At 60.2% G+C, this 26,725-nt stretch carries 22 protein-coding genes and 2 pseudogenes; 10 read left to right on the top strand and 14 right to left on the bottom strand.

Annotated features, from left to right (window positions below; translation table 11 throughout):
- Positions 1-12: 12 nt before the first annotated feature.
- Complete coding sequence (locus KDX37_RS11840) at positions 13-1,368, bottom strand: 3-oxoacyl-ACP reductase (protein ID WP_231652898.1); 1,356 nt, start codon at positions 1,366-1,368, stop codon at positions 13-15.
- Between the two features lie 109 nt (positions 1,369-1,477).
- Here KDX37_RS11840 and KDX37_RS11835 point away from each other — a divergent pair, with 109 nt between their 5' ends.
- From KDX37_RS11835 to KDX37_RS11825, 3 genes and pseudogenes are all read left to right on the top strand, one after another.
- A complete protein-coding gene (locus KDX37_RS11835; RefSeq protein WP_231652897.1) occupies positions 1,478-2,755 on the top strand; it encodes an acetyl-CoA C-acetyltransferase in 1,278 nt (425 codons plus the stop codon).
- Positions 2,756-2,860: 105 nt separating this feature from the next.
- Positions 2,861-3,139 carry a hypothetical protein gene (locus KDX37_RS11830; protein WP_231652896.1) on the top strand — a complete coding sequence of 93 codons (279 nt, stop codon included), beginning with the start codon at positions 2,861-2,863 and terminating at the stop codon, positions 3,137-3,139.
- A 32-nt stretch (positions 3,140-3,171) separates the two neighbouring features.
- Positions 3,172-4,642: pseudogene (locus tag KDX37_RS11825) on the top strand (DUF726 domain-containing protein).
- A 17-nt stretch (positions 4,643-4,659) separates the two neighbouring features.
- Here the strand turns inward: KDX37_RS11825 and KDX37_RS11820 are convergent.
- Positions 4,660-5,688, bottom strand: coding sequence for a bile acid:sodium symporter family protein (locus KDX37_RS11820; protein WP_231652895.1), 1,029 nt, complete (start codon positions 5,686-5,688; stop codon positions 4,660-4,662).
- 85 nt (positions 5,689-5,773) lie between these two features.
- Between KDX37_RS11820 and KDX37_RS11815 the strand changes: the two genes are divergently transcribed.
- Entirely contained in the window at positions 5,774-6,577 is an 804-nt protein-coding gene (locus tag KDX37_RS11815) for an AraC family transcriptional regulator (protein WP_231653022.1), read from the top strand.
- 244 nt (positions 6,578-6,821) lie between these two features.
- On the top strand, positions 6,822-7,718 hold the full coding sequence (locus KDX37_RS11810; protein WP_231652894.1) for a PA4780 family RIO1-like protein kinase: 897 nt from the start codon (positions 6,822-6,824) through the stop codon (positions 7,716-7,718).
- 1,328 nt (positions 7,719-9,046) lie between these two features.
- On the opposite strand, the gene cueR is transcribed toward KDX37_RS11810, so the two are convergent.
- From cueR to KDX37_RS11795, 3 genes are all read right to left on the bottom strand, one after another.
- Positions 9,047-9,457: a Cu(I)-responsive transcriptional regulator gene (cueR, locus tag KDX37_RS11805; protein ID WP_231652893.1), complete on the bottom strand. Its 411-nt coding sequence runs from the start codon at positions 9,455-9,457 to the stop codon at positions 9,047-9,049.
- Positions 9,454-11,652, bottom strand: a complete 2,199-nt coding sequence (locus KDX37_RS11800) for a heavy metal translocating P-type ATPase (RefSeq protein ID WP_231652892.1) — start codon at positions 11,650-11,652, stop codon at positions 9,454-9,456. Before KDX37_RS11800 ends, cueR begins: the two co-directional genes overlap by 4 nt.
- 70 nt (positions 11,653-11,722) lie before the next feature.
- Complete coding sequence (locus KDX37_RS11795) at positions 11,723-12,103, bottom strand: hypothetical protein (protein WP_231652891.1); 381 nt, start codon at positions 12,101-12,103, stop codon at positions 11,723-11,725.
- 153 nt (positions 12,104-12,256) lie between these two features.
- Here KDX37_RS11795 and KDX37_RS11790 point away from each other — a divergent pair, with 153 nt between their 5' ends.
- On the top strand, positions 12,257-12,454 hold the full coding sequence (locus KDX37_RS11790; RefSeq protein ID WP_231652890.1) for a heavy-metal-associated domain-containing protein: 198 nt from the start codon (positions 12,257-12,259) through the stop codon (positions 12,452-12,454).
- A gap of 138 nt (positions 12,455-12,592) precedes the next feature.
- On the top strand, positions 12,593-13,789 hold the full coding sequence (locus tag KDX37_RS11785; RefSeq protein ID WP_231652889.1) for a multidrug effflux MFS transporter: 1,197 nt from the start codon (positions 12,593-12,595) through the stop codon (positions 13,787-13,789).
- Positions 13,790-13,846: 57 nt separating this feature from the next.
- On the opposite strand, the gene KDX37_RS11780 is transcribed toward KDX37_RS11785, so the two are convergent.
- A complete protein-coding gene (locus tag KDX37_RS11780; protein WP_231652888.1) occupies positions 13,847-14,860 on the bottom strand; it encodes a zinc-binding alcohol dehydrogenase family protein in 1,014 nt (337 codons plus the stop codon).
- Positions 14,861-14,976: 116 nt separating this feature from the next.
- Between KDX37_RS11780 and KDX37_RS11775 the strand changes: the two genes are divergently transcribed.
- Entirely contained in the window at positions 14,977-15,882 is a 906-nt protein-coding gene (locus KDX37_RS11775) for a LysR family transcriptional regulator (protein ID WP_231652887.1), read from the top strand.
- A gap of 448 nt (positions 15,883-16,330) precedes the next feature.
- Positions 16,331-17,023, top strand: coding sequence for an ArsR/SmtB family transcription factor (locus tag KDX37_RS11770; protein ID WP_231652886.1), 693 nt, complete (start codon positions 16,331-16,333; stop codon positions 17,021-17,023).
- 96 nt (positions 17,024-17,119) lie between these two features.
- On the opposite strand, the gene KDX37_RS11765 is transcribed toward KDX37_RS11770, so the two are convergent.
- The 7 genes and pseudogenes from KDX37_RS11765 to KDX37_RS11735 form a co-directional block, all read right to left on the bottom strand.
- Positions 17,120-18,073, bottom strand: coding sequence for an adenosine deaminase (locus KDX37_RS11765; protein ID WP_231652885.1), 954 nt, complete (start codon positions 18,071-18,073; stop codon positions 17,120-17,122).
- A 78-nt stretch (positions 18,074-18,151) separates the two neighbouring features.
- Positions 18,152-19,120: an isopenicillin N synthase family dioxygenase gene (locus KDX37_RS11760; RefSeq protein WP_231652884.1), complete on the bottom strand. Its 969-nt coding sequence runs from the start codon at positions 19,118-19,120 to the stop codon at positions 18,152-18,154.
- An 80-nt stretch (positions 19,121-19,200) separates the two neighbouring features.
- The gene (locus KDX37_RS11755) at positions 19,201-20,295 is read right to left on the bottom strand and encodes a BMP family ABC transporter substrate-binding protein (protein WP_231652883.1); all 1,095 of its coding nucleotides are present in this window, start codon (positions 20,293-20,295) and stop codon (positions 19,201-19,203) included.
- 150 nt (positions 20,296-20,445) lie between these two features.
- Positions 20,446-21,237 carry a Fe(3+) dicitrate ABC transporter ATP-binding protein FecE gene (fecE, locus tag KDX37_RS11750; protein ID WP_231652882.1) on the bottom strand — a complete coding sequence of 264 codons (792 nt, stop codon included), beginning with the start codon at positions 21,235-21,237 and terminating at the stop codon, positions 20,446-20,448.
- A 4-nt stretch (positions 21,238-21,241) separates the two neighbouring features.
- The gene (locus KDX37_RS11745; protein ID WP_231652881.1) at positions 21,242-22,210 is read right to left on the bottom strand and encodes an iron chelate uptake ABC transporter family permease subunit; all 969 of its coding nucleotides are present in this window, start codon (positions 22,208-22,210) and stop codon (positions 21,242-21,244) included.
- Positions 22,207-23,196: an iron-dicitrate ABC transporter permease FecC gene (gene fecC / locus KDX37_RS11740; protein ID WP_231652880.1), complete on the bottom strand. Its 990-nt coding sequence runs from the start codon at positions 23,194-23,196 to the stop codon at positions 22,207-22,209. The genes KDX37_RS11745 and fecC overlap by 4 nt, the downstream gene beginning before the upstream one ends.
- A pseudogene (locus KDX37_RS11735) lies at positions 23,197-24,090 on the bottom strand (Fe(3+) dicitrate ABC transporter substrate-binding protein).
- A 276-nt stretch (positions 24,091-24,366) separates the two neighbouring features.
- Here KDX37_RS11735 and KDX37_RS11730 point away from each other — a divergent pair.
- Positions 24,367-25,458 carry a calcium:proton antiporter gene (locus KDX37_RS11730; protein WP_231652879.1) on the top strand — a complete coding sequence of 364 codons (1,092 nt, stop codon included), beginning with the start codon at positions 24,367-24,369 and terminating at the stop codon, positions 25,456-25,458.
- Between the two features lie 97 nt (positions 25,459-25,555).
- On the opposite strand, the gene KDX37_RS11725 is transcribed toward KDX37_RS11730, so the two are convergent.
- A complete protein-coding gene (locus KDX37_RS11725; RefSeq protein WP_231652878.1) occupies positions 25,556-26,434 on the bottom strand; it encodes a sensor domain-containing diguanylate cyclase in 879 nt (292 codons plus the stop codon).
- Positions 26,435-26,725: the final 291 nt, after the last annotated feature.

Here is a 26,725-nt window from a genome sequence, read left to right as displayed (position 1 = left end):
TAATACAAGGGCTCAGGCCCCAATCACGCTTTGACCGCACACGCGCAATACCTGGCCGCTGACCGCACCGCTGCACGGCTGGCTGAACCAGGCGACTGTTTCGGCGACGTCCTGCGGCGAACCACCCTGGCCCAGAGAGCTCATGCGTCGACCGGCTTCGCGCAGGGTGAAGGGCATATGCTCGGTCATTTTCGTTTCGATGAAGCCCGGTGCGACGGCATTGATGCTGATCCCCCGTGGTTTCAGGGTGGGTGCCATGGCTCTGGCGTAACCGATCAGGCCCGCCTTGCTGGTGGTGTAGTTGGTTTGTCCGCGATTACCGGCCAGTCCGCTGATCGAGGCCATCAGCACTACGCGAGCATTGTCATTCAATGCGCCGTTGTCGAGCAGCGTCTGGGTCAAGACTTGCGGCGCGTTGAGGTTGATGGCCAGCACCGAATCCCAAAAGTCCTCCGGCATGTTGGCCAACGTCTTGTCGCGCGTGATACCTGCGTTGTGGATCAGAATGTCGATGCCGCCCTGCACGTGTTCAAGTAGCTGGGCAGGTGCGTCCGCAGCGCAGATGTCGAGCAGCAGTGGCTGGCCGCCCAGACGCGCTGCCAGCGCTTCCAGGTCAGCCCTGGCCTGTGGCACATCCAGCAGAATCACCTGAGCGCCATCACGGGTCAGGGTTTCGGCGATGGACGCGCCAATGCCTCGCGCAGCACCGGTGACAAGTGCCTTGAGACCGGCCAGCGGACGTGTCCAGTCATGGACCTTGGCGGCGCAGGCATTGAGCCGAATGACCTGGCCTGAAATAAACGCGCTCTTGGGTGACAGAAAGAAGCGCAGCGCCCCTTCGAGCTGATCCTCTGCCCCGTCGTCGACCTGTAACAGCTGCACGGTCGCGCCGTTGCGCATTTCCTTGGCCAGCGAGCGACTGAAGCCCTCGATGGCCTGCTGCGTGCTGGCCGCCAGCGGGTCTTCGAGCGTGAACGGTGAGCGAGCAAGAATCACGACATGCGCGCAGTCAGCCAGGTTGCGCAGCAGCGGCTGAAAGAAATCCCGCAATTGCCGGAGTTGGTCGGTGCGCAGCAGCGGGCTGGCATCAAACACCACCGCCTTGAGGCTGGGGCTCTGATTGGCGACCCAGGCGGTGGCGCCGGGGATATCGCTGCCGAGGCTGTACAGCGTATCTGTGAAACGATGGGCGAGCACTCGTGCATGGTCGGCGAGTGGTCCGGCGCTGATCAGCAGTGGGCCATCTATCGGACGCAAACGCCCGGCCTGCCAGCGTTCCAGACGCGTTGGAGTCGGCAGACCGACGGCTTTCACCAGGCGACGGCCTACGTCGGAGTTGGCGAAATCGATATAGCGATCTGACGGCATGGAACACTCTCCTGGGGTCGGGGTTCAAAGGAGTTGACCACAGCGGTACGGCGTTTGTTCTTGCTCATCTACGCTGTTCATCCATCCGTTAGCAGAAAGGGAGTTTTCCATGACGCATCCTCGTCGCGTCGCCATCGTTGGCGGTAACCGCATCCCGTTCGCCCGCTCCAATGGTCCGTACGCCACTGCCAGCAATCAGGACATGCTCACCGCTGCGCTGGAAGGCCTGATCGAACGCTTCAATCTGCATGGCCAGCGCATGGGCGAAGTGGTGGCCGGCGCAGTGCTCAAGCACTCACGGGATTTCAACCTGACCCGTGAATGCGTGCTGGGCTCACGACTGTCTGCGCAGACCCCGGCTTACGATATACAACAGGCCTGCGGCACCGGGCTGGAAGCCGCCCTGCTGGTCGCCAACAAGATCGCTCTTGGGCAGATCGAATGCGGCATCGCCGGAGGTGTGGACACCACCTCCGATGCGCCGATTGGTGTCAACGAGGACCTGCGCAATATCCTGCTGCAGGTCAATCGGAGCAAGACCAGCGGCGACAAGCTCAAGGCTCTGCTGCAGTTGCGCCCGCACAACCTCAAACCCGAGCTGCCACGCAATGGCGAGCCGCGCACCGGGCTGTCGATGGGGCAGCATTGCGAGCTGATGGCACAGACCTGGGGCATCGAGCGGGCGCCACAGGACCAGTTGGCGCTGGAAAGCCATCAGAAAATGGCGGCATCCTACGCCCAGGGCTGGCAAGACGATCTGATGACTCCGTACCTGGGGCTCAATCGTGACAACAACCTTCGGCCTGATCTGACGCTGGAGAAACTTACGGCCCTCAAGCCTGCGTTCGAGCGCACTGCGAAAGGCACATTGACGGCAGGTAACTCGACACCTTTGACGGATGGTGCGTCAGTGGTGCTGCTGGCGAGCGAAGAGTGGGCGCGTGAGCGAGGTTTGCCGGTCCTTGCCTACTGGCGGGACGGCGAGGCGGCGGCGGTCGATTTCGTCAACGGTGAAGAAGGCCTGTTGATGGCACCGGTGTACGCCGTGCCGCGGTTGCTCGCTCGTAATGGCCTGACGCTTCAAGACTTCGACTATTACGAAATTCACGAAGCCTTTGCCGCTCAGGTGCTGTGCACGCTCAAGGCATGGGAAGACGCCGACTACTGCAAATCGCGCCTGGGGCTGGACGCGCCGTTGGGTTCGATTGATCGCAGCAAACTGAACGTCAAGGGCAGCTCGCTGGCCGCTGGTCATCCATTTGCGGCCACCGGCGGCCGAATTGTCGCCAACCTGGCCAAGTTGCTGGACGCGGCGGGCAGTGGTCGCGGGCTGATCTCCATCTGTGCGGCGGGCGGTCAGGGCGTCACGGCGATTCTGGAACGTTGAGTGGCTGGCATTCGGGCCGATGGTATTAGATCCGGGCCATGGGCATAATCGATGGCTGCGAGGCCATCGGGCCTCGCACTCGTTGGTATCGCTGACAGGTGAAACATGGGTCTGATGATTGGCGTTGCGGTACTTCTGATCCTGTTGGGTGCGTTTCTCTACCTGCTCGATAAAGGCGCGAGAACGCGCTGGTTACGCCCCTACATCGGCCTGGCGCTGATTGGTTTGCTGATCGCGGGCATGGGTCTGCTGGTCGGGCTGATTTCCGATGAGGTCGAAGGGTATTTCCTGCTGGTTGCCAAAATCGTCATTGCCGCCACCGGTATCATGTTCTGCCTGAGGCTGATCATGCTGATCGCCAAGCGATTCATCGTCAGGAACTGAGGAGGCGCCAGCGCCAGGCGAGACGGTACAACGTGGACAATCACTTCAAGTTTCTGACCTTGCCCAAAACCTCGGGCAGCGTTGCCAACATTTTCATTCACGGTTATTCCTCGGGGCACGACCTGAGCGACCGGCGCATGCTGGCCAACAGTATTCCGGCCGCGCTGCGCCAGTGCGTGAACATCATGGCCTTCTGGCCTTCCAGCCATTTCACTCAAATGGGCAACCGCTCGCGTGGCCTGCTGATGGCCGCCGCCAGGGTTCATCCACTGGCCGCAGCTGCGGCACTGGCGGGCGACCGCGCTTATCATTTTTCGCGCATTCGCGCATTCGCGCATTCGCGCCCGCGCCGAAGTCATGGGTGGCGTGCTGCTGGAGCAACTCGACCGATACCTGTTCGAACAGCACCCAGGCGTGACGCGGGTCAATCTGATCGGGCACTCCTTGGGCGGGCGCCTGCTGATCAGCGCCCTGAAGGGTTTTGAACGCCCACCGGAACATGGGCTGGTGATTGGCGACGTGTTGTTGATGGGCGCGGCGGTACGTGTCAGCGCAGCGCAGGCGAAGGTTTATACGCGGCGTATCAAGTGGCGCCTGATCAATGCGTATTCGCGCAACGATGCGGTGCTGTTGCTCAATCTTGGCGAAAAAAGCCTGGGCCGTGGTCCGGTCGAGCATTTCGAAAACGTGCTGATGGCGGGCTATGGGCATCATCATTACTGGAAGCGTTTGCATGAAGTACTCATCGCCACCGGCTTCAGTGGCTGCGAAGGGCTGCATCCAGACGAGGTCGGCGCACTCGAAGCGACCCGCGACCCGGTGCTGCAGGATGCTTATCTGCATGGCGTACTGGCTCGCTCGCCGGACTATCTGCTGGACGCCGCCATCAAGCACTTGAGCAGCAGCCGCTGGACCCGCATCAGGGACGCAGAGACAGATCGTGCCTATGCTTTTGTTCGCGAATTTCAGCTGGTCGCCGGACACTGTGTCGTCAACGCAGCCAGGCGGCATGGCGTTTCCTACACCCGAGCGCTGGGCATGCTGGCGCGCCAGTACGATCTGGGGGATGCCCTGCATCACTGCGCCACGGTGGTGGAGGTCGAAGCATTGCTGCTCAAGACCTTTTTCAGACACGCATTTACCGCGTTGCACCCGCTGGCCGAAACCCCGATGGCCAGTGTCAGGGCCATGCCCTGGGATGTTTATGCCCGGCATATCGACACGCTGGCTGAACGCCTGACGGTGACCTCATTCTTCAGGCCCGTCGCGAACGATGCTTCATTGGCAACCGAAGAGTCTGAATCCAGAGCCGTTGCGACCCTGGAGGCAGGGCGTACTCCCGGTCCGCTCAAAGGGCTGCTGGCGGCGATTCGGGAGGCACCCGTGCAGCGCGTGCTGACCCGCTTCAGCACCGCGTTGAGGCCGGGTTACTCGGCGTTGATCCCCACCGTGGCGATCATCTTCTACGCGCGCGTCATGCTGGATGACGACGAACTGATGTAGCCTCGCCAGCACCTTGGTTACGCCGCTTTCGCGTCTTCCAGTGCCGCTTCCGACAACTGTTTGCGATGACGACCGGCGTAGTTCTCGGCAATGATCGAACAGACGATCAGCTGCATCGGGTGATAGATCATTATCGGTAGCAGGATCAGCCCCAGCCCTGGGTTGCTGCCGAAGATCAGCGCAGCCATTGGTGCACCTGCCGCCAGAGATTTCTTGGTGGCGCAGAACACCGCCGCCACTTTGTCTGCGTGATCGAATTTCAGCGCCTTGGCCGTGCGAGTAGTCAGCAGCAGAATCAATGCCAGCAGCACCGCGGTGCCAGCGAACGCCATCACCAGCACATTGTTGCCCTGGCTCTGCCATGTGCCGGAAAGCATCGAATTGCAAAACGCTGCGTAGACCAATAGCAGAATGACGATCTTGTCGATCAGGTTGGTGTACTTCTTGTGACGGCTGAAAAACTTGCCCAGCAGCGGGCGCAGCAGTTGACCGAGCACCAGCGGCAGCAAGAGCATTGCGCACAGGTCCAGCAGCGTATCGCCCAGATCGATCCCGCCTGCGCCGGTTCCGACGACAAGGCTGACCAGCCACGGGGTGATGAAAATCCCCAGAACGCTGGACATGCTGGCGTTGAGAATCGCCGCAGGTACGTTGCCGCCCGCACTGCCGGTCAGGGCCACGGAGGATGAAATGGTCGAAGGCAGGGCGCACAGGTAAAAGAACCCCAGCATCAGCAGTGCCGGGACATACGAGCCCAGCAGCTTGTCGCACGCCAGCCAGATCAGCGGAAAGACAAGGAAGGTGAAGGCCTGGATCATCAGGTGCAGACGCCAGTTGCTCAGGCCCTTTTTGATCTGCTCGCTGGACAGATTGACGCCGTGCAGAAAAAACACCACAAACACGCCGATGTTGATGACGTATTCCGCGTGCATGCCGCCGCCCTTGCCACCAAAGTGCGGGAAGAAGTACGCCAGCACAGTGGCCAGTACCATGCCCCACAGGAACCAGTCGGTGGCGACGCGTTTGAAATGTTTGAGTGATTGCATGGGCAGTCCGGACAACTTTTGTAAACAGGGGTGACCGCAGGCTACTCTGATGCCTGACAGCCGTCTTGCGACATAAGGCCATATGATGCCGTCCAACGGACAGATTGATCAGCGACATCCACAAAGTGAACGGCAGATACCCACCTTGCCAGGTCTGCCACGGCCGCTGTATGCACGTGCCGAAAGCCTCAGCGCGGGCTCATGGACGCCGCCTCATCGGCATGAGTGGGTGCAGTTCTCATACGCGATCAGTGGCGTATTGGGCGTGCACACCGCTGAAGGCAGCTTTTTCGCGCCTCCACAATGGGGTGTTTGGGTTCCCGCAGGGCTCGAACATCAGGTGGTGACGTCGATGCGCGCCGAAATGCGTAGTCTGTACGTACGCACTGCAGTCTCTGACTGGGCGCCGCAGCGCTGCCGCGTGCTTGAAGTCACGCCGCTGGCGCGGGAACTGATCAAAAGTTTCTGCCTGCTGCCGGTGATGTACCCCGAGCACGACAGTCCTGAGGCGCGTCTGGTCCAGGTTTTGCTGGACCAATTGGCGCAACTCCCGGAGGTCGGTTTCTCTCTGCCATTGCCCCGGCACACGCGGTTGCTGGGCCTGTGCAATGAACTGATCGAAGCTCCGAGCCAGTCCGTCACCCTGCGTGACTGGGCTGAACGGCTTGGTGCCTCCGAGAAAACCCTGATGCGGATGTTCCAGCGAGAAACCGGTCTGAGTTTTCGAGGCTGGCGTCAACGGGCCCGGCTGCTGTCATCGCTCAGTGCACTGGAGGAGGGCGACAGCGTGACCAATACCGCGTTGGCGTGCGGTTACGATTCGACCTCGGCCTTCATCGCGGCCTTCAAGGGCTTGTTCGGTCACACGCCGGGTGAATTGTTCAAATAAGCCGATGCGGCACGTGGCACTAAAACAGCTTCAATCCCCGATTTTTACGGCACGCTGACATTTTGCGATGGAATATCTTTTATCTGCCGCGCGGCATGAAAGGTGCTTAATCCGGGGCATTGCGCGGTTTTTTCTCAAAAACCAAAGCAATGTAAGAAACACTACCCCCTACTCGCTGGCTGAGGATTGCCGTATAACGGCAACAATCGCGTATCTGGCAACAAAGGACCCACAATAAAAGCTGATGAAAACTCCTAAACGCATTGAACCCCTGATCGAAGACGGTCTGGTCGACGAGGTGCTGCGCCCGCTCATGAGTGGTAAAGAGGCAGCTGTTTATGTGGTGCGCTGTGGCAAAGAGCTGCGGTGCGCCAAGGTTTACAAGGAGGCTAACAAACGCAGTTTCCGCCAGGCGGCCGAGTATCAGGAAGGTCGCAAGGTACGCAACAGCCGACAGGCCCGGGCCATGGCCAAGGGCTCCAAGTTCGGTCGTAAAGAAACCGAGGACGCGTGGCAGAACGCTGAAGTGGCAGCGCTGTTCCGGCTGGCCAGTGCGGGCGTCCGTGTGCCCAAGCCGTATGACTTCCTGGAAGGCGTACTGCTCATGGAGCTGGTCGCCGATGAATACGGTGACGCTGCGCCACGTTTGAACGATGTGGTGCTGGAGCCGGATCAGGCGCGCGAGTACCACGCGTTTCTGATCGAGCAGATCGTGCTGATGTTGTGTGCCGGTCTGGTGCACGGTGACCTTTCCGAGTTCAACGTGCTGCTGGCGCCGTCCGGTCCGGTCATCATCGATTTGCCCCAGGCGGTCGATGCGGCGGGCAACAACCATGCGTTCAGCATGCTCGAACGCGATGTGGGCAACATGGCCCTGTACTTCGGCCGCTTTGCGCCCGAGCTGCGCACTACCAGATTCGCCAAGGAAATGTGGTCGTATTACGAAGCGGGCACGCTGTCGCCCGCCACGGTGCTGACCGGTGAGTTCGATGAGCCGGAAGACGAAGCCGATGTGGGTGGAGTCTTGCGCGAAATCGAAGCTGCTCGTCTGGACGAGGCCCGCCGTCAGGCAGCCCGCGCTGCAGATGATGCGCCACCGAGCAAGTCCACCGAAGAGCCGCCACCGCCCTGGTTGCAGTGATGACTTGAGCAGACCGGGCTTATGCCGGGTTTGTTTTTTGTTCTGCTGCGACTTGGCTTTGTTTGATCTGATTGCCTGGCCGGGCGATATTGAGCAGAGATTTCAATGGATACGGTCGTTGCAGTCTGTGGATATCAGTGATGTCTGCGCCCGACTCAGGTCACCTTTTCGCCCCTCGGCGACCCACTTTGATGGGGCCAAAGTAGGCAAAGCCCCAGGCTCCGGTTGGGTCCGCCTGCGGCGGATTCCTTCGTCCTGATGCTGATCCGGCGGTCGCTGCAACGGGCCATCCATGGCCCGGTGCAGCTCAATCGGCATCCATGCCGATTGCCCCCCGGATCAGCGCCAGAACTCAGCCTGCACCTTGCTTCGCATCGGGTGGGAGTGAGCTTGCTCACGAAGACTGATTTGAAGACGCCGCATCAATATCAGACTGATCCGTCTATCACCTTTGCCTTTGATCTTGATCTTCAACCCCCAATCTCACTGACGACGCCAATCGCGCGTATGGAAGGCCGAATGCAGGCGTCGTGGAAGGGGTCGATCGGCAGGGATGCCGAGAGAGCGCCGTTGGGCCATGGATGGCCCGTCGGCGCGGGCCCCTTCCACGATGTCTGCATGAGGGAACCCCGGCTTGCCGGGGCCTGACGTCAGCGCAAATGGTTTGGTTACTTTGTCGAAACAAAGTGACCCGGCCGTCAGGACGGAACCTTTCTTGGCAGCGCGAACCCCGTCTGGATATGTATACTGTCGTCAGGATCGGAGTTTTCCAAGGTTTGGATGGCTTTGCTTGAGGCATTTGGGACTGTGGACTCAGTGACTTGCGCGCTCGGCTGAGGTCACCTTTTCGCCCCTCGGCGACCCACTTTGAGGGGGCCAAAGTGGGCAAAGCCCAAGGCTCCGGTTGGGTCCGCCTGCGGCGGATTCCTTCGTCCTGACGCTGATCCGGCGGTCGCTGCAACGGGCCATCCATGGCCCGGTGCAGCTCAATCGGCATCCATGCCGATTGCCCCCCGGATCAGCGCCAGAACTCAGCCTGCACCTTGCGTCGCGTTCTGCGGTGTGACGGCTATCGGGGGATAAAGGCGCTGTTTGTTTTCGGCCCGCAGTGGCTGGAGGTTTTTGATTCTGATCCTGGCGTTGAATTCGATATCCAGCGGGTAACTTCATGAGCACACCGGCCTCTTCGTCAGCAAACGGAGCGCCCGTGGGAGTGAGCTTGCTCACGAAGACGGATGTGAAGGCGAAGTATCAACACTGCCGGGGACTTCCCACAGGCTATCGCGCACCGAAGCCGCGCGCCACAAGGGCAGAAGCTCGGTTCTGGATTATTTGCGGCGATCACAACACCCGCCCGAGGCGAGGTCTTTGAGGATCGGGCAGTCTGGACGGTCGTCGCCCTGGCAGTGTTCGACCAGCTCCTGAAGGGTGTCACGCAGGCTGGCCAGTTCTTCGATCTTCTGGTTCAGGTCGACGATGTGTTGACGGGCGAGAGCTTTGACGTCGGCGCTGGCGCGCTGACGATCCTGCCAGAGGGTCAGCAGTTTGCCGACTTCCTCCAGCGAAAACCCGAGGTCCCGCGAGCGCTTGATGAACGCCAGGCTGTGCAGGTCATCAGGGCCGTAAAGGCGATAGCCGCTGTCGCTGCGATGCGCCGCGCGCAGCAGGCCAGTGGATTCGTAATAACGGATCATCTTGGCGCTCAATCCGCTGCTCTTCGCCGCCTGACCGATGTTCATGGCGCCTCTCCGATATTTTTGGGTTTCCAGGTCTTGAGCAGCAAGGCGTTGCCGACCACGCTGACGCTCGACAGCGCCATGGCTGCACCGGCCAGGACCGGGTTGAGGTAACCGAGCGCCGCAAGCGGGATGCCGATGAGGTTGTAGACGAAGGCCCAGAACAGATTCTGACGGATCTTGGCGTAGGTTCTGCGACTGATGTCCAAGGCGGCGGGAACCAGGCGCGGGTCGCCGCGCATCAGGGTAATGCCCGCCGCGTGCATTGCGACGTCCGTGCCGCCGCCCATGGCGATGCCAATGTCGGCGGCTGCCTGGGCCGGAGCATCATTGATGCCGTCACCGACCATGGCGACCACGTGATGGGCTTTCAATTGGGTCACCGCTGCCGATTTGTCGGCCGGCAGGACTTCGGCGTGCACATCGTGGATGCCCAGCGCCTTTGCGACGACCTGAGCGCTGCCCCGGTTGTCACCGGTGAGCAGATGGCTGGTGATGCCCCGGTCGTTCAGTTCCCGCACTGCTTGATCAGTTCCAGGCTTGAGCGTGTCGCCGAAAGCGAACAGGCCGATGACTTTGGGCTCGGGCGCCTCCTCGATCAGCCAGGACAAGGTTCTGCCTTCGGTTTCCCAGATACGTGCCGATTCGGCGAGTTCACCCATGGACAAGCCACTGTCTTCCAGCAGACGCCGATTGCCCAGCACCAGGTTGTGACCCTGAACCGTGCCCGCAATACCGAGCCCGCTCAGTGCCCGGCTGTTTTCGACAGGGTCAAGTTTCAGTTGCCATTCATGGCAGACATCCAGCACTGCTCTGGACAGCGGGTGTTCGCTGCCACGCTGCAGCGCACCCGCCCGTTGCAACAGCAGCTCTTCGTTGCCTTCGACTGCAATCATGTTGGTGATGCGTGGCGTGCCGGAGGTGAGTGTGCCGGTCTTGTCGAACACCACAGCGGTCACTTCATGTGCACGCTCCAGCGCTTCGGCGTCCTTGATCAAAATACCGTAGCGCGCCGCTACACCGGTGCCCGCCATGATCGCAGTAGGCGTTGCCAGCCCCAGCGAGCAAGGGCAGGCGATCACCAGTACGGCGACGGCATTGATCAAGGCCTGTTCCAGAGAAGCACCTATCAACAGCCATCCACCCAAGGTAAAAAAGGCAATCACCAGCACCGTCGGTACGAACACCTGACTGACCTTGTCCACCAGCTTTTGTATCGGAGCCTTGCCCGCCTGGGCGTCTTCGACCAGACGGATGATGCGCGCCAGAACGGTTTCAGAGCCCAGTGCCAGGGTCCTGACCAGCAAGCGACCCTCGCCATTGATGGCGCCGCCCGTGACTCGATCACCGGGCTGTTTGGCCACTGGCAGGCTTTCACCCGTGATGAGTGCTTCGTCGGCATGGCTGTGACCTTCAAGAACCTCGCCGTCCACGGGAAAACGCTCGCCCGGCTTGACCAGCACATGGTCGTCGATCTGCAGCGCACTGATTGCGACCTCGGTTTCTACCCCATCGACCACTCGCAGGGCGCGCTCCGGGCGTAGCGCCTCAAGCGCGCGAATGGCGCTGGCCGTCTGGCGCTTGGCGCGGCTTTCCAGGTATTTACCCATCAGTACCAGCGCGATAACCACGGCCGATGCTTCGAAGTACAGATGAGGCGTGCTGCCGGGTTCTGCGCTCAGCCACTGATAAACGCTCAGACCGTAACCGGCGCTGGTGCCGATGGCGACCAGCAGGTCCATGTTGCCGGCACCTGCCCGAACGGCTTTCCAGGCCGCGACGTAAAAGCGCGCCCCAAGAATGAACTGCACAGGTGTCGCGAGCGCAAATTGAACCCAGGCGGGCAACATCCAGTGCACGCCGAAAGGAGACAGCAGCATCGGCAGAATCAGCGGCATGGCCAGCACAATCGCCATTAACAAGGCCAGGCGCTCACGGTGCAGACTCTGCCGCCTGCTGTCCGCCGCGACGCTTTCGTCCTGAAGCAGGGTCGCGCTGTAGCCCGCGTGGGTAACGGCGGTAATCAGCGTTTGCGGGTCTGTACCGGAGCTGGTCACGACATGGGCGCGTTCGTTGGCCAGATTGACCGTCACGCTGTTGACCCCCGGCACTTTGGTCAGGGCACGCTCGACCCGACCGGCGCAGCTGGCGCAGGTCATGCCACTGATGGGCAGGTCGAAGGCGATGGTGTCTTGCATCTCAATCACTCCCTGAGGCTTGTATGCCTGCAAGGATCAACCTTGCCATATGGGCAAGGTCAAGAGCGAATCAATAGTTGAGATCGGCTTTCTTGAGGTAAAGGCCATTCAAGTCAGTGGCGATGCGGTACTTGAGAATATCGCCAGCCTGCAGACGGATTTTGGTGTTGTTCTGCACTTCCATCCCGGACTCACAGCCCGGGATGGTGCCCCGCAACTTGCGCAGACGCACGGACACTTCACCCGGGGGAAGGTTGAACGACACCGAGTCTTCCTGAAACAGTCGGCCCGCCAACTGGTCTTGAATATAGATGCCGATTTCACAGGAGGTCGCAACTTCGAGGCGCTCTCGGGAAATGATCAGGATGCCGTAGTCCTGAGCGGATTGGACGGTGGGGGCGGCAGCCAGAAGACCGATAATGCTGAAGAGGCTGAATGCTGACCAGCGCATCGCTGATGCTCCTGATGTAAATGATGTAAACGTGTTGATACAGCTTGGCCCACGATACCTCGGATTACCAGCCCGGCAGGAACGACGGAAACTTGACCTTGCCACGATGACAAGGTTGAAGATGGCGCCATTCACTTATCAAGGAGTACCACTATGCAGACATTCAAGGTTCAGGGCATGACGTGCGGGCACTGCGTCAAGGCGGTGACTCATGCGATCCAGCAGGCTGACCCTGCTGCTGATGTGCAGGTCGATCTTGCTGGCGCAACGGTTCAGGTTCAGAGTGAATTGCCCGCAGAACGGGTCGTCGAGCTGATTACCGAAGAAGGCTATCAGGCACAGTCGGTCTGAAGTCAATGAAGGGGGGCTGGCAGAGTCTCCTTCTTTTTCTGCGCTGTAAATTTTTGAATTAATTTGTCCGTCCAGCGTTCTCTGAAGGGTAAGCCGGTTAGACTAACCCGTTGCCCTGTACATGCTGATGGACACCCGATGAATCTACGCACAATCCTTATTCTTGGCTCTTTGAGCGCTTTCGGCCCGTTGGCCATCGACTTTTATCTGCCTGGCTTCCCGGCTATGGCGTTGTACTTCGCCACTGACGAAAAGCATGTCCAGTTGACCCTGGCAGCGTATTTCCTTGGCTTGTCTCTGGGGCAACTGGCGTATGGTCCTGTGGCGGATCGCTTTGGTCGCCGGATCCCCATGCTGGTTGGCGTCACGCTGTTTACCCTGGCTTCCCTGGCCTGTGCCTTTGCGCCCAGCCTGGAATGGCTGATTGGTGCGCGTTTCGTTCAGGCGTTGGGTGGATGTGCGGGAATGGTGCTGTCGCGGGCGATCGTCAGCGACAAGTGTAATGCCGTTGAATCCGCCAAGGTCTTTTCGCAGTTGATGTTGGTGATGGGGCTGGCACCTATCCTGGCGCCCATGCTCGGCGGCGTGCTGGTCGGGGCGTACGGTTGGCAGTCGATTTTCATTAGCCTGACGCTGTTCAGCGCACTGTGCCTGACGGCTGTTGCGCTCGGCTTGCCGGAAAGCATGCCTGCCAGCACGCCTCGGCAACCTCTCAGTGGCGCCCTGCGTCAGTACGGCAATCTGTTCAAGGATCGCGTATTCATCGGACATGCACTGACCGGCGGGATCGCCATGGCAGGGATGTTCGCCTATGTCGCCGGTTCGCCGTTCGTGTTCATCAAGTTGTATGGCGTGCCTGCCGAGCACTACGGCTGGCTGTTCGGGATGAACGCGGCGGGGTTTATTCTGGTGGCGCAGATCAATGCGCGGATCCTGCGCAAGGTTGGCCCGGCGTTTCTGCTGGTGCGCACGGTATGGGTCTATCTCGCGGCAGGCCTGATATTGCTGGCCATTACCGGGTTTCGTACTGAGGCGCTGTGGCCATTGCTGGTGCCGCTGTTCATATGCGTAGCGAGCCTGGGCTGTATCATTCCCAACGCCTCAGCGTGCGCAATGAACGGGCAATGGGCGCGCGCGGGCAGTGCGTCTGCGCTGTTGGGCTGCCTGCAGTTCAGCGTGGCGGCAGCGGCGGCCAGTCTGGTGGGCGTGCTGCACGACGGCACCTCTACGCCAATGGCGCTGGTGATCAGCCTGTGTGGCGTACTGGCCGTCAGTGCGTCGGTATACACGCGACGCTTGCAGAGCAAGCGTGATGCGCAGGCCAAACCTGCCTGATCCGGGCGGGTGAAAAAAGGTGCAGCGTCAGTGGTTGCTGACGCTGCACCTGTGTCGTCAGAACCCTTCCAGCACTACCTTGCCTTTGGCTTTACCGCTTTCCAGCAGCGCATGGGCACGACGCAGATTGTCGGCGTTGATGGTGCCGAAGTGCTCGCCGAAGGTTGTTTTCAGGGTGCCGGCGTCGATCAGCTCGGCCACGCGATTGAGCAGGTTGTGTTGCTCGATCATGTCCTCGGTTTCAAACATCGACCGCGTGTACATGAACTCCCAATGCAGCGAGAGGCTCTTGCGCTTGAGTTTCGACACATCCAGCGACTTTGGATCGTCGATCAGACCCAACTTGCCCTGCGGCTTGAGCGCCTCGACCAGTTGGTCCAGATGTTGATCGGTCTGGGTCAGGCTGGCGACATGGGTCACTGCACCGAGGCCAACGCGCTTGAGCTCTTCACTTAGCGGTTTGCTGTGATCGAGTACTTCATGGGCGCCCAGTTCGCGTACCCAGGCTTCGGTTTCCGGCCTGGAGGCGGTGCCGATGACCTTGAGTGACGTCAACTGACGGGCCAGTTGAGTCAGAATCGAACCCACGCCGCCTGCTGCGCCCACGATCAACAGGCTCTGTTGGGTTTGGTTTTTTTCCTGCGCGATATTCAGGCGCTCGAAGAGCAATTCCCAGGCCGTGATCGCCGTCAGCGGCAGCGCGGCAGCATGGGCAAAGCTCAGCGACTTGGGCATATGCCCGACAATGCGCTCGTCTACTACGTGCAGTTCGCTGTTTGCGCCCGGGCGTGTCAGCGATCCCGCATAGAACACCTTGTCGCCTGGCTGGAAGAGGGTGACATCGCTGCCAACCGCCTTGACCACGCCTGCGACGTCCCAGCCCAGCACCTTGGCATTGTCGCCTTCAGGCTGGACGTTCTGCCGGATTTTGGTGTCCACCGGGTTGACGGAGATCGCCTTGACTTCGACCATCAGGTCGCGCGGGCCGGCAACCGGGTCGGGCAATTCGACGTTTTGCAGTGACTTAGCGTCACTGATCGGCAGCGAGTGGTAATAGGCGATGGCTTTCATGGCTGGGTCCTCAGAAGGTGGGAATGTGATGGTCGGATCATTGGCTATTTCCAGCCAAGATAAAACCCGATAAAACGGCAGTCTCTTTCAATTTTATTTTGATAATCGAGAATTCGATGCTGCGTTTTGATGACCTGCAACTGTTCGTAAGGGCAGCTGATCTGGGCAGCTTGTCAGCTGCTGCGCGGGTAATGGACCTGTCGGCGGCAGTCGCCAGCGCAGCGCTGAAGCGTATTGAACGTCAGTTGGGTGCGCGCTTGTTGGCTCGCTCGACCCGCAGCCTGCGGTTGACTGCCGAAGGTGAGGGCTTTCTGGAATACGCGCGTGCCGCACTGAGCAGTCTTGAGGAAGGACAGCGGTTGCTGGCCAGCAGTCAGGACCGCTGTGAGGGTGTTCTGCAACTGTCTGCACCATCGGATCTGGGGCGCAACGTGCTGCTGCCATGGCTGGACGAGTTTCAACGTCAGCATCCTGGACTGACCGTGCGCCTGCTGCTGGGCGATCGGGTCGCTGATCTGTTTCGGCAGCCAGTGGATGTCGCCCTGCGTTACGGCGAGCCCGAAGATTCAAGTCTGGTCGCGCTCTCCGTTCTGCCAGACAACCGCCGCGTGTTATGCGCCTCGCCAGCTTATGTGAAGCGTCATGGCGAACCGAAGCAGGTGGAGCAACTGGCGCAACACAACTGCCTGATGTTCATGCTGGCGGATCGTGCTCATGACCGTTGGACGTTTCACGACGGCAAACGGGAGATGAGCCTGACCGTACAAGGTAATCGGTTCAGCGATGACGCCGATGTCGTGCGTCGCTGGGCTGTGGCCGGTGAGGGCGTGGCGTACAAGTCCTGGCTGGACGTGGCCGACGATGTTCGGGCTGGCCGTCTGCAGGTATTGATGCCTGGATTGCTCGGTGAGCGTGCACCGCTGAATCTTCTGTGTGCTCATCGCGCTCAACTCAGCAAACCGGTCAGTCTGCTGTTGGATATGTTACGCACACGTTGTAAGCAGCACGCTGTAAGCGAATAAATTATAACTGACGTTTAGCGTGCCACAGCACTTGTAGAATTGACCTACGGATGCGTCGGAAAATAAAGTGTTTAAATGCATTTCCGATATGCAAACTTGCCGCCCCTGCCAGGCGTCAAGTGGGTGGGTTGTTAAAAGTACTCGTTGTGTCGGTCATGGCTATTTTCTGTTTGTCCCTGATGTTTTTCAGACGATTAAGCTGAAACCCCCGTATGCCGAGGCCTGTAGCTATTTTTACGCCGTGCGGCTCCTTGTTGGCGGCTGTTTCTGTTGCCGGGCTTTTACAACGTTCATACTTCAAGTCGTACGAAAGGTTCTGCCGGTCGGCCGGTAAAGCGTGGGGTTTATACTTGTCATTTCAGTTTGGGTCCGCGTTCAACTTTACTGGGGCGTGAATGCTGTCATTATGTCATCGCGTTAGATGAGTGTTTCAACAGGGAGTGAATACATGGAATATGCACCTTGCATCAGCCAGATTGCGACATTGCTGGCCGACCCCAAGCGCAGCGCAATGATCTGGGCACTGATGGATGGTACTGCTCGCCCCGCCGATGAGTTGGCATTGCTGGCGGGCCTCTCGACGTCGTCGGCCGGGGCGCATCTGGCGCGCCTGGCCAGCGGCGGTCTGTTGAAGCAAGAGGCCCGAGGTCGCAAGCGCTTCTTTCGCCTGGCGGCGCCTGAAGTGGGTGCTGCAGTCGAGGCGCTGGCCAGCGCATCTCTGGCCAGCGCCGATCAGATCAGCCGCAGTGTCGCGCAGCCGATCCCGTTATTGCCGTTGCGCCGGGCCCGCATCTGCAGTGACCACCTTGGCGGTGAAATGGCCGCCGAGCTTTATCAGCGTCTGCTGGGTGCTGGCTGGATAGAACAGCAGGACAAGCGCGTGGAAGTCACGAGCAAGGGCATGGCCAAATTTGCGGAACGCGGCATTTACATACCGGCGCTCGCCCAGCGCAAACGCCGGACAGTGTGTGTCTGCCCTGAATGGGGTGGACGCAGCCCTCACCTTGGCGGTGCGCTGGGTGCCGGTTTGCTGCAGCTGTTTATTCAGATGGGTTGGCTGCGCACGACAGAGGAATCCACCACCTTGCAGGTTTCGTCGAGTGGGCAGCGGGAGATCAACAGGATAGCGTCAGCGGCATGAGCGCCCGCGAGCCCGGCTGTTTCGAGCATGTTGCTGTGATCAGGATGACGCCGCAGGCGGGATCGACAATCGCTGCCGACCACGCCCGTCAGTCAGTCACGGTTTGACCAGACGTGCGTCCATGCTGTTTTGCGCCAGACGCCTGGCCTGATCCTGAGTCATGCCCAGATGCGTATACAGTGCATGGAAGTTCTCGGTCACGTAACCGCCAAAGTAGGCCGGGTCGTCAGAGTTGACGGTGACTTTTACGCCGCGCTCGAGCATGTCGAGAATGTTGTGCTGGGCCATGTCGTCGAACACACACAATTTGGTGTTGGACAGCGGGCATACCGTCAGCGGGATCTGCTCGTCAATGATGCGTTGCATCAGGCGTTCGTCTTCGATAGCGCGCACGCCATGGTCGATACGCTGGATTTTCAGCAGATCGAGCGCTTCCCAGATGTATTCCGGCGGACCTTCTTCACCCGCATGGGCAACGGTCAGAAAGCCTTCGTTGCGGGCGCGATCAAAGACTCGCTGGAACTTGCTCGGCGGGTGACCCATTTCTGAGCTGTCCAGGCCGACGGCCACGAAAGCCTCGCGGAACGGCAGCGCCTGATCGAGGGTCTTTTCGGCTTCGTCTTCGGTCAGGTGACGCAGGAAGCTGAGGATCAGACCACTGCTGACACCCAGTTTCGACTTGCCGTCCTTCAGCGCGCCGTTGATCCCGGCCAGTACCACTTCGAACGGGATGCCACGATCGGTGTGGGTCTGCGGATCGAAAAACGGTTCGGTGTGGACAACGTTCTGCTCCTTGCAGCGCAGCAGGTACGCCCAGGTCAGGTCATAGAAGTCCTGCTCGGTACGCAGCACGTCCGCGCCCTGGTAATACAGGTCAAGGAATTCCTGCAGGTTGTTGAAGGCGTAAGCCTTGCGCAGCGCTTCGACGTCGTTCCACGGCAGCGCAATCCTGTTGCGCTCAGCCAGGGCGAATAAAAGCTCAGGCTCCAGCGAGCCTTCAAGGTGCAAGTGCAATTCTGCCTTGGGCAAAGCGTTCAACCAGTCGTACATGTTCTTTTCTCATCAGGTGCAGATCGCGGGCATTCTACAGATGCACGTCGCTGCGCAGGGTAAAACCTGACCGGCCGTTCAAGTTGCAGCCTCCTGTTCGCGACGATAAGCGTAGGTATCGGCAAAGCGCGAGAGCAGAAACTCGGCACAGGTCGTCACAGGATAGCGCGCCGGATCGGTTTCACTCTGACAACCGGGCAGGCATTCAATGCGTGTATCGGGATGCGGTTCGGCAAAGAATGGCATGGAGTAGCGGTCAGCACCCAGTGGGCTGATGACCCGGTGCGGTGTGGAGAGGTAACGGTCGTTGCTCCAGCGCGCCATCATGTCGCCGAGATTGACCACGAAGGTGCCATCGATGGGTGGTGCGTCGATCCAGTGGCCCTTCACGTCGCGTACCTGCAAACCGCCTGCGCTGTCCTGATGCAGCAGGGTGATACAGCCGTAATCGGTGTGGGCCCCGGCACCCTGCTGGTCGCTCGAGGTAGCGGTGTGGCGCGGCGGGTAATGAATCATGCGCAGCACGCTGACCGGGTCCTTGAAACGCTGGTCGAAAAAGTCCCGCTCGATGCCCAGTGCCAGGGTCATAGCGCGCAGCAGGGTTTGCGCCAACGCCTGCATGTCCAGATAGTGCTGTTCCATCAAGGCTTCCCAGCCGGGTATGTCCGGGTGGCGGTTGGGGCCGCGCAGTGGCTTGCCTGCCAGCACGTCCGGGTGCGCGGCGTTCATGTGCAAGCCCATGTCGAAGGTTTCTTTGAGGTCACTCGGCAAGGCCGGGTCCAGTTGTTCGGTAGCAATGGCGCCATAGCCGCGATGATGCGTGCTTTGGGTGATGTCGATCCTGAGCTTGTCAGCCGCAGGTCGGCCGAAAAACGCTTTGGCGGCGGCCTGCACCTCTTCGATCCGCTGAGTGCTGATCGGATGACCCTTGATGTAGAAGAAGCCCCATTCCCGACAGGCGCTGTCGATCCGGGCTGCGACACGCTGCCATGCCTGGGTATCGGTGCCGTAGAGAGGGGCAATATCAATAATGGGAAGCTGGTCCATGAACCGGTCCTGGGAATCGTGAGGTTCGAATGTCGATCGACCATGCTCCGCTGTGCGCAGAGCATGGCTGTGCAAGCGAGTTATTTAGGCAGTTCGGCCTTGATACCCTCGACGTAATAGTTCATCGACGCCAGTTCGGCGTTGGTCGCGACCACGCCAGCCGGGATCTTGACCGTGCCAGTCTGATCCTTGATCGGCCCGGTGAAGGGGTGGAACTCGCCGCTCTCGATGCTGGCGATGATTTTCTGCGCTTCGGCTTTGACGTCGGCGGGGACCAGATCGCTGATCGGCAGCTCAACCGTGCCTTCTTTCAGGCCGCCCCAGTAATCCTGAGGGGTCCATGTGCCGTTGATCACGCCCTCGGTGGCCTGAATGTAATGCGGCCCCCAGTTATTGACGATCGAGGTCAGTACCGCTTTGGGGCCGAAGTGGGCCATGTCCGATGCGTAACCCACGGCGTAGACGCCACGACGCTCGGCGGTCTGAATCGGCGCCGGGCTGTCGGTGTGCTGGAAGACCACGTCCACGCCCTGGTCGATCAGGGCGTTGGCGGCATCGGCTTCCTTGCCCGGATCGAACCAGGAATTGACCCACACCACCTTGATCTCGGTACCAGGGTTGTATTTGTTCAAGGCCAACTGGATGGCGTCGATGTCGCGCAGCACTTCCGGGATCGGGAAGGAGGCGACGTAACCGATCTTTTTGGTCTTGGTCATCTTCGCCGCGATATAACCGCCCACGTAACGGCCTTCGTAGGTGCGGGCCAGATAGGTGCCCATGTTCTTGTCCTGCTTGTAGCCGGTCGCGTGCTCGAATTTCACTTTTGGAAACTGCTTGGCGACTTTCAGTGTCGGGTTCATGTAGCCGAACGAGGTGCTGAAGATCAGGTCGTAGCCGCCCTTGGCCATGTTGCGAATGACCCGCTCGGCGTCCGCGCCTTCCGGCACGTTTTCCACATAGCTGCTGCTGACCTTGTCACCCAGCGCAGCGACCATCGCCTTGCGGCCCTGCTCATGTTGATACGTCCAGCCGTGGTCGCCGATAGGGCCGATGTAAACGAAACCGACTTTCAGTGGATCGGCCGCCGAGGCGAGCAGGGCGGAGCCGAGACCGACGACAGCGGCCATGGCGCACAGCAGTTTTTTCAACGGACGACGTGGGTTGGTCAGGTGCATCGGGTCTAGCTCCTTGCGGTCTTGTTGGAGTGCTTACCCCGGCAATGCAAATTACTGACCAACAGGACAACTTATGATGCAGACGCCTCCCGTAGCGCGTTGGCCGTGTCAGGATGCGGTGGGACGGTGCAGAACGGCGGGTCAGCGCCGCTAACTGGTGCAGCGGGTGCTGCGTTCGACGATACACATCGGCGTGCCCGCGACCGGCTCGCGAAGAATTTGCACCTGTACGTCGAATACCTGGCATACCAGTTCGGCATTCAGGACCTCGTCGGGCGAACCGCAGGTCACCAGACGCCCGGCCTGCATGATTGCCAGGTGATCGGCGTACCGACAGGCCTGGTTGATGTCGTGCAGCACGGTGATTACCGTTTTGCCTTCGGCGCTGAGCGCCCGCATCAAGTCCATCAGTTCGACCTGGTGGCTGATGTCCAGATACGTGGTCGGTTCGTCGAGCAGCACGATGTCTGCGTCCTGCGCCAGAACCATCGCCAACCAGGCCCGCTGACGCTGCCCGCCGGAAAGATCGGACAGCGGGCGTTCGGCCAGCGTGTCCAGTTCCATGCGCTGCAAGGCCTGATCGACGCTGCGTTGGTCGGCACCGCTCAGACGTCCCCACAGGCTGTTATGAGGGCTGCGTCCGTAGGCCACCAACTGACGCACGCTGACACCCTCCGGGATTGGCAGCACCTGCGGCAGAAAAGCCACCCGCCGCGCCAGTTCTCTCGCCGACAACTGTCCGAAGGCCTGGCCGTCCAGGCTCAGGCTGCCGGACTGCGGTGTGAGGATACGCGCAAAGGCCTTGAGCAACGTCGACTTGCCGCAGCCGTTAGGGCCGATCAGCGCAGTGACTTTGCCCGGTGGCGGGCTGAACGAGAGGTCTTGCACGATCCGTGTGCTGCCATAGCCGATGTCGAGTTGCTGTGCCTTGAGAATGCTCATGTGATCAACCTTTGAATCGGGCCAGCAGCCAGAGGAAATACGGAGCGCCGATCACTGCAGTCAGAATGCCAGCGGGGATTTCGCTGGGCGCGATCAGCGTGCGGCCCAATGTGTCGGCCAGCACCAGCAGCAACGCCCCCAGAGCCATTGATGCAGGCATCAAGTATTGATGGTGCCCGCCCACCAGCCGCCGCGCCATGTGCGGCGCAACCAGACCGACGAAGCCGACCGGGCCAATGATGCCGACGCCCAGGCTGGTCAGCAGCACTGCGCTGCCCATTGCCAGCCAGCGAACACGTTTGAGCCCTGTGCCCAGACTCTGCGCGGCTTCGTCACCCAGCCCGATCAGGTTCAGCGGTTTGGCCAGCAACAGGCTGGCCGGGATCAGCAACAGCAACGGCAAAGCGAGCAGCACATGGTGCCAGTTACGGCTCCACAGGCTGCCGGTCAGGGCCAGCAGGGCGGTGTTGATGTCCAGCGGGTTGGACAGGATCAGGAACTCGGTGATGCTCGACAACGTGACCGCAATGGCCACGCCGGACAGGGCGAAACGCACGCCGGAAAACTGCACGCCGGTGTTGTACAGGGCCAGCAGCAGCGCACCTGCCGCGCCGCCCAGGCAGGCCACGAACGGCAGGGCCGCCACCGGCAACTGCGGCAGGCCGATGATCGCGATGGTCAACGCCAGACCTGCGCCCTGAGTCACGCCGAGGATTTCCGGCGAAGCCAGCGGGTTGCGGATCACGCCCTGAACAATGGCACCGGCCAGACCGAATGCACTGCCGGTCAGTATCGCAATCAGGCCGCGCGGCAAGCGATGGTTCCACACCTCGAAGTCTTTGCTGTCATGCGCAATCAGGTGATCAAGCACGGCGCCGGGTGTCAGCCAGACCGTCCCGGCACTGAGGCTCAGCAGCAACGCCAACGCCAGGATAACCAGCAAAAGCAGCAGGCGGGAGCGGGAGGGGTTCATAGCGCTCGCCTCGCCAGAAACAGGAAGAACGGCGCGCCGATCAACGCGGTCACGACACCCGCCGGCGTTTCGACCGGAAAGGCTACGGCCCGGCTGATCAGATCAGACGCCAGTACAATCGCCGCACCCAGACCGGCGCTGATCGGAACCAGCCAGCGATAGTCGTTGCCCAGCCATTGACGAGCGATATTGGGCGCGATCAGGCCGACAAACGCTATCGGCCCGACGGCGCAGACGCTCGCGCCGACCAGCAGCAGGCTGACGACAAACACCAACAGCCGCAGCGCGCCGATTCTCACGCCCAGCGAGCGTGCGGCGTCTTCGCCCAGGTTGATGAGGTTCAGGCGTGGCGCACAGGCGATCGCCAGTACCACGCCAATCAGCGTGCACGGCCAGAGCAACTGCAATTGTTCTGCACCGACGTTGGCCAGCGACCCCGCCAGCCAGTTGAGTACGCTTTGCGCTTGGGCTTCGACGAGGATCACCGTCAGGCGCGTCAAGGCTGCACACAATGCCGCGACCGCGACGCCGGCCAGCACCAGTCGGCCCTGGGCCGTGGCGGGCGACCATGCGCCGCCCAGGCTGAAAACGGTAATCCAGGCCAGCGCGCCGCCAATGCAGGTCATCAACAGAGCGCCGCCGGGAAAGGGCAGGCTCACCAACCCGGTGGAAAACAGCGCCAGCCCCAACGCGGCACCGGCGGTGACGCCAAACAGCGATGGCGATGCCAGCCGGTTGCGGGTAATCCCTTGCATCAATGCTCCGGCCACACCGAGACACGCGCCGACCAATGCTGCGCAGGCTGCGCGCGGCACGCGTAACTGGGCGACTATGTAGGCGATGTTGCCGCCTTCACGACCCTGCGTGAACAGCCCGTTCCAGGCATCCACCTGGCGAATGCTGAAAGACGAGAGGGCGAACAGCGACACCCAGAACAGGGCCAGACAGCTCACGGCAATCACTGCCGCCATCAACCAGCGGCGCATTTACGGGTTCAGCACGGCCTTGCCGCCCTTGAGCACTGCCAAGGCGTCATCAGCGATTTGCTCGGACGCCATGATGCCGCGATTACGCGCCCAGCTGTCGCCATCAACCTCGGCGACCTGCTTGTTACGGACGGCGCTCAATACCTGCTACAGCGGTTGTTTGCTCCAGCTGTCGACAATGCTGGGGCGGCGGTAATGGCCGACCAGCAACCAGCCAGGGTCCAGCGCCAGCAGTTGCTCCAGGCTTACAAACTCGGTTGGTGCGGCATTCTTGCGGACTTCCGGCACTTTCAAACCTATCGCCTGCAACACGCTGCCCGCGTAGGCATGCGGGCCATGAACCGAAAAACTGTCTTCACGCGCCACACCGAACAACACCTGGGTATTGGCCGGAATCTGCGCCGCAATGGCTTTCAGATGCTGCTGGTTTTCGGCGATGCGCGCCTGCATTTGTGGACCTTTGCCCAGCGCCTGGCCGATCAGTTCGGCGGACTTCAGGCTGCCCTGATAATCCTCGCCCCGGGACGGCAGCATCAGCGTCGGTGCCAGGCTGGCCAGGTCGTTGTAAAGCGCCTGATGGCGACCGAGGTCGGCGATGATCAGGTCCGGCTTGAGGCGCGCAATCACTTCTATATTGGGCTGCGAGCGCAACCCGACCGATTGCCACTCGCCCACAGCCTTGCGCACCTTGGGCAGCACGCGATTGGCATCGCCATCATCCGCCGCGCCGACCGGTGTCACGCCAACCGAGGCCAGGCCGTCAAGAAACGAAAACTCCAGTACCACCACGCGTTTCGGGGTGTCGGGCAGATGAACCTTGTGTTGGCCGTCATCAATGTCGATGGGCGCCGCCTGAACGGCGCTTGCCAGCATCGTCAGTACGCCAACAGCCAATAAAGAGAAGAGTCGAAGAGTCGAAGAGCGCGCATGGCGAATGTCCTTTGTCGGGGAAAAAATCCCGGAACAGCCGCGCCGTAAAGGTCGCGACGAAAACGGCGGGCACTATTTCACATCGTGGCGGCGGGATCAAAAGTCATTTACGCGTGGGTGGTGTTCTCATTGCGGGCATTTTTTGAAACCTTTTGTCACACCCTGCACTCTCAACGGCTTCACTGACAGACACCTTCATGAACATCCGCGGCGATGTGTCGCAAGGGTTTGGGGAACATCATGGGCACTTTGCTCAAGCAAGAAAAATTTCTGGTACTGGCAATCATCGCCATGTTCGCGGCTTATCCACTGGAACATGTGTTGCTCGGCAACGGCCAGGTGGTGGCGCTGGTGTCCGGGCTGGCGCTGGTCGGTTTCATCGTCTGCGCCTCGATGCGCGTGGCGCACCACGCCGAAATGCTCGCCGAGAAAGTCGGCGATCCCTACGGCACAATGATCCTTACCTTGTCAGCAGTGCTGGTTGAAGTGGTGATCCTGGCGATCATGATGAGCAACGAGCCATCACCAACGCTGGTGCGCGACACGATCTACTCGGCAGTGATGCTCGACATCAACGGCATTCTCGGCCTGGCCGCGCTGATGGGCGGGCTCAAGCATGGTGAGCAGTCATATAACGATGATTCGGCGCGTACCTACAGCGCGATGATTCTGACGGCAATGGGCGTGTCCATGGTGGTGCCCGAGTTCATCCCCGAAGGCGACTGGAAGCTGTACTCGGCCTTCACCATCGGCGCGATGATCCTTCTCTACAGCATGTTCCTGCGCATGCAGGTCGGGCCGCACAGCTACTTTTTCAGCTACAGCTACCCTGAAAAGAAGAAGCGTAAAGACCCGCCGGAAGAAGCCTCTGAACCAGTCAATCTGACCCGTTCCATCGCGACCCTGATCACTGGTGTGGTGGTGATTGGTGCGCTGGCAGAAGTAATGTCCAAGACGGTTGATCTGGGGCTGGAAGGCACTGGCGCGCCGCCGGTCATGACAGCAATCCTGGTGGCCGCGATTTCTGCAGCGCCGGAAATTCTCACTGCATTGCGTGCGGCACTGGCCAACCGCATGCAGTCGGTGGTCAATATCGCGCTGGGCGCCTCGCTGTCGACGGTGATTCTGACCGTACCGGTGATGGAAGCCATGGCGCTGTACAGTGGTCAGCCATTCCAGATGGCAATGACGCCGGTGCAGACGGTCATGATCGTCATCACCTTGCTGGTCAGCGCCATCAACCTCAACGACGGCGAAACCAATGCGATAGAAGGCATGACTCACTTCGTGCTGTTCGCGACATTCATCATGCTCTCCTGCCTGGGGCTTTGAGCCGAAGCAGCAGGTGGGCGAAACAGGCTGCTTGCTGCACAAGCCCTGGAAACACGCGTTGGTGAATGCCCGGCACGTCGCCCGATCCACGGTCGACTCAGGCCTTTTGCTCTTTGTTGTTTGAAGAGCGATGCCTTTTCATTCGGTACATTGCATCGTCCGAGTGAGTGAGCAGTGCATCGGGATCCGTTCCGTCCTCGGGATAGAACGCAACGCCAATACTGCACAACGGCATCTTCAGCGCGCCGAACTCAAAGGGCAATGGCGCGGCCATAGCCTGGTGAATCTGCTCCAGCTTGCGGGTGATGGCTTCTCTTGACTGAATACCCGTCAACAGCACCGTAAACTCATCGCCGCCCATGCGAGCAACTGTGTCGGTCTCACGCATGCAGCTTTCCAGCCGGCGGGCAACCATGCAGAGAATACGATCCCCCGTCTGATGGCCATGAACGTCGTTGATACCTTTGAAGTTATCAATGTCCAGAAACAGCAGCGCCAGCCCGGTATTGTCGAGCTGCGCCGAGAGCAGGGCAGACTTCAGGCGGTCGCTGAACAGCGAGCGGTTGGCCAGTTTTGTCAGCGGATCGTAATGAGCGAGCGAGCGCAGCTCTTCTTCGGCCTGAGCCAGCGCTGTCACATTGCGCGCCACACCTATCCTCGCACCCAGGTCCTCAGACCAGAATGCGGCCCAGAGGATGTACACGACTCCTCCATCCTTGCGGATGTAGCGATTGCGAAAATCAACGTGAGGTTTGCCATTCATGACGCGGGTGATCGAGGCCCGTGTGGCCATCAGGTCTTCAGGGTGCATGTAGCGGGTGATGGGCGTGCCTTTCATCTCGTCAGGACGATAACCCAGCAGTGCCTCACAAGCGTCGCTGACAAAAACAATGTGATCGTTCTGATCAACCACAAACACAGTATCCAGCATCAGTTGGATCAGTTTCGGGTAGAGCGCCTGCAGATCAACGGTCATAGGTCGTGGGGTCTGATGTTAAGAGCTCGATCATATCCTGATCGAAAGGGCGGACGACGATGAAATGTGCAGTCGTCAGTTGGGTGGACGTCAACCAGAGTGGTGCCTCACATCCTGTGTAGAACGATCCTGTACAGCCTCCATTTCAAGCTTTCTGAGACAAACCGGAATGCGCCGGATTCCTGGCTGCTGACTCGGCCTGTCAAGCGTCGGCCGCTCCTCGTTTGTTCAGATTGAGCAACAGCTCATGGTGCGTGAAAGTTCAATTCTTATACAAAATTTAATTTTGTA

The organism is Pseudomonas californiensis (assembly GCF_021147775.1).
Classification (GTDB): Bacteria; Pseudomonadota; Gammaproteobacteria; order Pseudomonadales; family Pseudomonadaceae; genus Aquipseudomonas; species Aquipseudomonas californiensis.
Note: the sequence above shows the minus strand (reverse complement) of the source record. Positions and strands in the feature narration are given on the sequence as shown.

Coding starts and splice junctions, on each gene's coding strand:
- KDX37_RS11840 (WP_231652898.1), bottom strand. CDS start 1,368: ATGCCGTCAGATCGCTATATCGATTTCGCCAACTCCGACGTAGGCCGT.
- KDX37_RS11835 (WP_231652897.1), top strand. CDS start 1,478: ATGACGCATCCTCGTCGCGTCGCCATCGTTGGCGGTAACCGCATCCCG.
- KDX37_RS11830 (WP_231652896.1), top strand. CDS start 2,861: ATGGGTCTGATGATTGGCGTTGCGGTACTTCTGATCCTGTTGGGTGCG.
- KDX37_RS11820 (WP_231652895.1), bottom strand. CDS start 5,688: ATGCAATCACTCAAACATTTCAAACGCGTCGCCACCGACTGGTTCCTG.
- KDX37_RS11815 (WP_231653022.1), top strand. CDS start 5,774: ATGCCGTCCAACGGACAGATTGATCAGCGACATCCACAAAGTGAACGG.
- KDX37_RS11810 (WP_231652894.1), top strand. CDS start 6,822: ATGAAAACTCCTAAACGCATTGAACCCCTGATCGAAGACGGTCTGGTC.
- cueR (WP_231652893.1), bottom strand. CDS start 9,457: ATGAACATCGGTCAGGCGGCGAAGAGCAGCGGATTGAGCGCCAAGATG.
- KDX37_RS11800 (WP_231652892.1), bottom strand. CDS start 11,652: ATGCAAGACACCATCGCCTTCGACCTGCCCATCAGTGGCATGACCTGC.
- KDX37_RS11795 (WP_231652891.1), bottom strand. CDS start 12,103: ATGCGCTGGTCAGCATTCAGCCTCTTCAGCATTATCGGTCTTCTGGCT.
- KDX37_RS11790 (WP_231652890.1), top strand. CDS start 12,257: ATGCAGACATTCAAGGTTCAGGGCATGACGTGCGGGCACTGCGTCAAG.
- KDX37_RS11785 (WP_231652889.1), top strand. CDS start 12,593: ATGAATCTACGCACAATCCTTATTCTTGGCTCTTTGAGCGCTTTCGGC.
- KDX37_RS11780 (WP_231652888.1), bottom strand. CDS start 14,860: ATGAAAGCCATCGCCTATTACCACTCGCTGCCGATCAGTGACGCTAAG.
- KDX37_RS11775 (WP_231652887.1), top strand. CDS start 14,977: ATGCTGCGTTTTGATGACCTGCAACTGTTCGTAAGGGCAGCTGATCTG.
- KDX37_RS11770 (WP_231652886.1), top strand. CDS start 16,331: ATGGAATATGCACCTTGCATCAGCCAGATTGCGACATTGCTGGCCGAC.
- KDX37_RS11765 (WP_231652885.1), bottom strand. CDS start 18,073: ATGTACGACTGGTTGAACGCTTTGCCCAAGGCAGAATTGCACTTGCAC.
- KDX37_RS11760 (WP_231652884.1), bottom strand. CDS start 19,120: ATGGACCAGCTTCCCATTATTGATATTGCCCCTCTCTACGGCACCGAT.
- KDX37_RS11755 (WP_231652883.1), bottom strand. CDS start 20,295: ATGCACCTGACCAACCCACGTCGTCCGTTGAAAAAACTGCTGTGCGCC.
- fecE (WP_231652882.1), bottom strand. CDS start 21,237: ATGAGCATTCTCAAGGCACAGCAACTCGACATCGGCTATGGCAGCACA.
- KDX37_RS11745 (WP_231652881.1), bottom strand. CDS start 22,210: ATGAACCCCTCCCGCTCCCGCCTGCTGCTTTTGCTGGTTATCCTGGCG.
- fecC (WP_231652880.1), bottom strand. CDS start 23,196: ATGCGCCGCTGGTTGATGGCGGCAGTGATTGCCGTGAGCTGTCTGGCC.
- KDX37_RS11730 (WP_231652879.1), top strand. CDS start 24,367: ATGGGCACTTTGCTCAAGCAAGAAAAATTTCTGGTACTGGCAATCATC.
- KDX37_RS11725 (WP_231652878.1), bottom strand. CDS start 26,434: ATGACCGTTGATCTGCAGGCGCTCTACCCGAAACTGATCCAACTGATG.